Source organism: Frateuria sp. (genome assembly GCF_035695185.1).
Taxonomy (GTDB): Bacteria; Pseudomonadota; Gammaproteobacteria; order Xanthomonadales; family Rhodanobacteraceae; genus Frateuria_A.
In genome coordinates this window covers 1-5,547 of sequence record NZ_DASSES010000001.1, presented here as the reverse complement: position 1 = coordinate 5,547, position 5,547 = coordinate 1, and the positions used below count along the sequence as shown (strand labels likewise).

Here is a 5,547-nt window from a genome sequence, read left to right as displayed (position 1 = left end):
GCCGGTCGCACCATCCACACGCCCCTGGAGCACCGATGTCCATTTCGTTGATCGCCGCACTGGATGAGAACTTCGCCATCGGCCGAAAGGGGCAACTGCCCTGGCACCTGCCGGACGACCTGCGCTGGTTCAAGCAGCTGACGCTCGGCAAGTACGTGCTGATGGGCTACAACACCGCGGTGGCAATCGGCCGCGCCCTGCCGGACCGGCACAACCTGGTGCTCTCGCGCCGCCACGAGGCGCCGTTCCCCGGCCAGATCGCCGTGCGTTCGCTGGAGGAGGCGCAGGCGCGCGCCGGCGGCACCGGCCTGATGGTGATCGGCGGCGGCCAGGTCTATGCGGCCGCGCTTCCGCAGGCCCGGCGCATGTACCTGACCTGGGTCAGCGCGGCCGTCGAGGGCGCCGACACGTTTTTTCCGGGCATCCACCTGCGCGACTGGACCGAAGTCGCACGCACGCACCACAAGGCCGATGCCGAGCACGAGTACAGCTTCGACATGGTCGAGTACGTGCGCGAATCCTGAGCCGTTGAACACCCTTGCGATGCACGTCGTGGCCGGTGTGCTGACCGATCCGGCCGGCCGCGTGCTGCTCGCCCAGCGGCCGCCCGGCAAGCACCTGGCCGGCCTGTGGGAGTTTCCGGGCGGCAAGCTGGAAAAGGGCGAGGCGCCGGCCGACGGCCTGGTGCGCGAGCTGCGCGAAGAACTGGACGTGGCGATCGAACCGGCCAGCGCCACCCGGTTGGTCCAGGTGCCCTGGAACTACGGCGAGCGGGCCTTGCTGCTGGATGCCTGGCGGATAGGTGCGTGGCAGGGGATGCCGCGCCCGATGGAAGGGCAGGCGCTGCAATGGCGGCTGCCGGCGGAGGTGCCTCCGGCATTGCTGGCGCCGGCGGACCGGGAGATCCTCCGGGCCCTGGTGCCTGCCTTCAGGTAGGGGCGGGAGCCGCTGGCCTACCGAGCTGCGGCCAGCGACAGGTAGCGTTGGTGCAGCGCCTGCACGTGGGCATCCAGCGCCGCTTCGCTGCCGCTGTTGTCGATGACGTCGTCGGCCAGCGCCAGCCGCTCGGCGCGGCTGGCCTGCTGCGCCAGCATGCGTTCGGCAAGGCCCCGATCGATGCCGTCACGGGCGATCAGCCGCTCGAGCTGCACCGCTTCGGGCACGTCCACCAGCAGGACGCGGTCGAGCCAGCGGTAATGGGCGAGGTTCTCCGCCAGCAGGGGAATCGCCAGCAGGCAGTAGGGGGCGGTCTCGGCCAGCGCGCGCTGGTGCAGCCATGTGCGCACGCGCGGATGGATGATCGCCTCCAGCTGGCGCTTGGCCCCGGCGTCGGCGAAGACCCGCCGGCGCATCGCGACCCGGTCCAGCCGACCCTGCGGGTCCAGCGCCTCCGTCCCGAATGCCTCGACGATCGCGGCCAGGCCGTCGCTGCCCGGTTCGACCACGGCGCGTGCCGCCACGTCCGCGTCGTGTACCGGGACGCCCAACGCCTCGAAGCGGCGGGCGACCGCGGTCTTGCCCGAGGCGATGCCGCCGGTCAGGCCTATCGCGTAGGCGCGTCGCGCGCTCACCGCAGCCCGGTCAGGTGCATGTAGCCCCGCAGCAGCGGCTCGCCGGCGATGAACCAGAGCCACCCGGCCATCGCGATGAACGGGCCGAACGGCATCGGCACATCACGGCCATGCTTGCGCAGTGCGATCAGCAGGCCGCCGAGGATCGCGCCGACCAGCGACGAGAGCAGTACCACCGGCAGCAGCGCGCCCGGACCCATCCAGGCTCCCAGCGCGGCCAGCAGCTTGAAGTCGCCGTAGCCCATGCCTTCCTTGCCGGTGAGCAGCTTGAACAGCCAGTACACGCTCCACAGGCTCGCGTAGCCCAGCGTTGCGCCCAGGATCGACGGCGCCGGGAGCACGAACATCGGCAGCAGCGAGAGCAGCAGCCCGAGCCACAACAACGGCAGCGTGAGCTGGTCCGGCAGCAACTGGGTACGCAGGTCGATGCCGGCCATGGCGACCAGCATCCAGGTGAACACCAGCCCCGCCAGCGCCGTCCAGCCGGGTCCGAACTTCCACACCACCAGCACGCTCAGTACGCCGGAGAGCAACTCCACCAGCGGGTACTGGATGGAGATCGGTTCACGGCAATAGCGGCAGCGCCCCCGCAGCAGCAGCCAGCCGAACAGCGGGATGTTGTCACGTGCCGACAGCGGGTGCTTGCAGTGCGGGCAATGCGAGGCCTCGCGCACGATGCCGGGCGGTAGCGGGGTAGCGTCGGCCTGCTCCAGCGCCAGTTCCTCCTGCGCCTCGCGCCGCCATTGTGCTTCCAGTCGCGCAGGCAGGCGCAGGATCACCACGTTGAGGAAGCTGCCTACCAGGAGGCCGAGTACGCCGGCGAAGACGAGCCAGAGCCAAAGCGGAAGTTCGAGCATGCTTGATCCTTGAAGGCACCTTGTAGGACCCACCTGATGGACGCGGCTCTATCCGGTCGCGAACATCAAGAGCATCGTCCTGACGGGCACAATGATGCCGGCCTGAACGAAAAAAGGCCCCCCTCCCGGCGGGGAGAGGGGCCTTGTCCGCTTGGAAATTATACCGTGCCGGCCAGCTTGAAGATCGGCAGGTACAGCGACACGACCATGCCGCCCACCAGCACACCCAGCACGACCATGATCAGCGGCTCGAGCAGGGTGGACAGGGTGTCGACCATGTTGCTGACCTCCTCCTCGTAGAACTCGGCCACCTTGAACAGCATGCTGTCCAGCGAACCGGATTCCTCGCCGATGGCGGTCATCTGCACGACCATGTTCGGGAACAGGCCGGTCTGTCGCATCGACAACTGCAGCTGGTGACCGACCGCGATGTCGTCGCGCATCTGGCGCACGGCATCGCCGAAGACGATGCTGCCGGTGGCTCCGGCCACCGCATCGAGCGCCTCGACCAGCGGCACGCCGGCGCGGAAGGTCACGCCCAGCGTGCGCGCGAAGCGGGCGATCGCCGATTGCCGCAGGATGTCGCCCATCACCGGCAGCCGCAGCGAGATGCGATCCAGCAAGTGGGCGAATTTCACCGACCGTTTCTTGCCCGCGATGATGCCGGCGATCGAGCCGAACACCACGCCGATCACCACCCACCAGTAGCTCATCATGAAGTTCGATGCGCTGAGCACGAACTGGGTCGGCGCAGGCAGCTCGGCGCCGGCGTCCTCGAACGTCTTGGCGAACACCGGGACCACGAACAGCAGCATGATCATGGTGACCAGGAAAACCACCGCCAGCACCATCGCCGGATAGAACAGCGCCTTCTTGATCTTCTTCTTGATCGCCTCGGTGCGCTCCTTGTAGGTCGCCACCGTGTCCAGCACCGTGTCCAGCACACCGGCCGACTCGCCGGCGCGGACCAGGTTGCGGTACAGCTCGTCGAACTGCACGGGATACCGCCCCAGCGCTTCGTGCAACGAGGCGCCGCCTTCGATCGCCTGCTTGACGTCGTTCAGCATGTTCTTGAAGCGGACGTTCTTCTGTCCGCCGGCGATGATGTCGAACGACTGCACCATCGGCACGCCGGAGGCCATCATGGTGGCGATCTGGCGGCTGAAGACAGCCACGTCGCCCGGCTTGACGGTCTTGCCCGTCGCGCCGAACAGCGGCTTGGATTTCTCGCGCACCGTCTGCGGGTTCATGCCCTGGCGGCGCAGTTCGGCCTTGACCAGCGAGGCGTTCTTCGCCGGCATCTCGCCCTTCATGACCTTGCCGCGCTTGTCCAGGGCGACCCAGTCGTACATGGTCGCTCTGCTGACCTCGGCGCGCTGGGCGCCCAGTTCGCGCGCGTTCTTGGCGATTGCGTTAGCCGTAGCCATGCCCGATTCCCCCGGTAATTCGATCCGCGACGGTCGCCAGCGCGGCCGGTCGTCGGTGGAGCATATGCCAATTCTGGCGGGTCATTTCGTGGTGTTCCGCGCAACTTCGCGTGGTAGTCGCACCCAGCGGCGCTCCGGCACGAGCGCCCTTGGGCCCGATCGCATTCGTGGCGACGGCACCCTCAATCCTTGGTCACGCGGTCGATCTCGGCCAGGCTGGTGACGCCGGCCTTGACCTTGAGCAGCGCCGAGGCGCGCAGGTCGTTGATGCCGATCCGGCGCGCGACTTCGCCGATCTGCAGCGCGTTGCCACCCTCGAGCACGATCTTCTGGATGTCCTCGATCATCGGCATCACCTGGTAGATGCCCACGCGCCCCTTGTAGCCCTCGTTGCAGTGCTCGCAGCCGACCGCTTCGTACAGGGTCAGGCCGGCGTCGATGTCTTCCTGGCTGAAACCGGCGGCCAGCAGCACGTGCGGCGGCAAATTCTGTGGTTTCTTGCAGTCGTGCAGGCGCCGGGCCAGGCGCTGGGCGATGACCAGCGTCACCGACGAGGTGATGGAGTAGGGCGGGATGCCCATGTTCATCAGGCGCGCGATGGTCTGCGGGGCGTCGTTGGTATGCAGCGTGGAAAGCACCATGTGGCCGGTCTGCGCCGCCTTGATCGCGATCTCGGCGGTTTCCAGGTCACGGATTTCGCCGACCATGATGATGTCCGGATCCTGGCGCAGGAACGAGCGCAGCGCCGCGGCGAAGGTCATGCCGCGCTTGGTGTTCTGCTGGACCTGGTTGATGCCCTCGACACGGATTTCGACCGGGTCCTCGACCGTGGAGATGTTGCGTTCGGGCGTGTTGAGGATGTTGAGCGCGGTATACAGCGACACGGTCTTGCCCGAACCGGTCGGGCCGGTCACCAGCACCATGCCGTAGGGCTTGTGGATCGCGTCCAGGTAGAGCTTCTTCTGGTCTTCCTCGTAACCCAGTTTCTCGATGCCGAGCCGGGCCGCCGCCGCATCCAGGATGCGCAGCACGATCTTTTCGCCACCCAGCGTCGGCAGGGTGGAGACGCGAAAGTCGAACGACTTGGTCTTGGACAGGTTCAACTTCATGCGCCCGTCCTGCGGCACGCGGCGCTCGGCGATGTCCAGGCGCGCCATGACCTTCAGGCGCGAGGAGATGCGCGGCGCCAATTTCAGCGGCGGCGATGACACCGCGCGCAGCACGCCGTCCATGCGCAGGCGCACGCGGTACTTGGTTTCGTAGGGCTCGAAGTGGATATCCGACGCGCCGCGCTTGATCGCGTCCAGCAATATCTTGTTGACGTACTTCACCACCGGGGTGTCGTCGGTGGAGTTGGCATCCACCACCTTGCTGTCGGCGCTGGTGCCATCGTCCGCGCCGATCGAGAGGCCTTCCAGACCCTCATCCGCATCGCTGTCGCCGCCGATGCTGATGCTCTGAGCGTTCTGCGCCTGCTCGATGCCGCGCTTCAGTTGCTCGGTCTCGATCAGGATCGGTTCCACCGCGCAGTTGGTGTGGAAACGGATTTCCTCCAGCAGGCGCGGGTTGGCAGGGTCCTTCACGCCCACGAACAGGCGCGTGCCGCGTCTCAGCAGGGGCAGGACGGTGTGCTTCTCGATCAGATCCTCGCTCAACTCGCCCATCGGCAACTGGGTGACATCGATCGCGGAG

Annotated in this window: 6 protein-coding genes; 2 read left to right on the top strand and 4 right to left on the bottom strand. The window is 67.1% G+C overall.

From position 1 onward, the window contains the following. Positions 1-35: 35 nt before the first annotated feature. Complete coding sequence (locus VFH59_RS00030) at positions 36-524, top strand: dihydrofolate reductase (RefSeq protein ID WP_325162836.1); 489 nt, start codon at positions 36-38, stop codon at positions 522-524. Between the two features lie 4 nt (positions 525-528). Then, the gene (locus tag VFH59_RS00025; protein ID WP_325162835.1) at positions 529-936 is read left to right on the top strand and encodes an NUDIX domain-containing protein; all 408 of its coding nucleotides are present in this window, start codon (positions 529-531) and stop codon (positions 934-936) included. A gap of 17 nt (positions 937-953) precedes the next feature. Here the strand turns inward: VFH59_RS00025 and coaE are convergent, their stop codons facing one another. The 4 genes from coaE to pilB all read right to left on the bottom strand — a co-directional run. Next, positions 954-1,571: a dephospho-CoA kinase gene (gene coaE / locus VFH59_RS00020; protein ID WP_325162834.1), complete on the bottom strand. Its 618-nt coding sequence runs from the start codon at positions 1,569-1,571 to the stop codon at positions 954-956. Continuing rightward, the gene (locus VFH59_RS00015; RefSeq protein WP_325162833.1) at positions 1,568-2,428 is read right to left on the bottom strand and encodes an A24 family peptidase; all 861 of its coding nucleotides are present in this window, start codon (positions 2,426-2,428) and stop codon (positions 1,568-1,570) included. The genes coaE and VFH59_RS00015 overlap by 4 nt, the downstream gene beginning before the upstream one ends. Positions 2,429-2,586: 158 nt before the next feature. Beyond that, entirely contained in the window at positions 2,587-3,855 is a 1,269-nt protein-coding gene (locus VFH59_RS00010; RefSeq protein WP_325162832.1) for a type II secretion system F family protein, read from the bottom strand. A 182-nt stretch (positions 3,856-4,037) separates the two neighbouring features. Further along, the coding region (pilB, locus tag VFH59_RS00005) for a type IV-A pilus assembly ATPase PilB (RefSeq protein ID WP_325162831.1) at positions 4,038-5,547 on the bottom strand (1,510 nt) is incomplete at its 5' end.

What these genes read in the sequence shown, in the direction of transcription:
- VFH59_RS00030 (WP_325162836.1), top strand. Translation starts at nt 36, where the DNA reads ATGTCCATTTCGTTGATCGCCGCACTGGATGAGAACTTCGCCATCGGC.
- VFH59_RS00015 (WP_325162833.1), bottom strand. Translation starts at nt 2,428, where the DNA reads ATGCTCGAACTTCCGCTTTGGCTCTGGCTCGTCTTCGCCGGCGTACTC.
- VFH59_RS00010 (WP_325162832.1), bottom strand. Translation starts at nt 3,855, where the DNA reads ATGGCTACGGCTAACGCAATCGCCAAGAACGCGCGCGAACTGGGCGCC.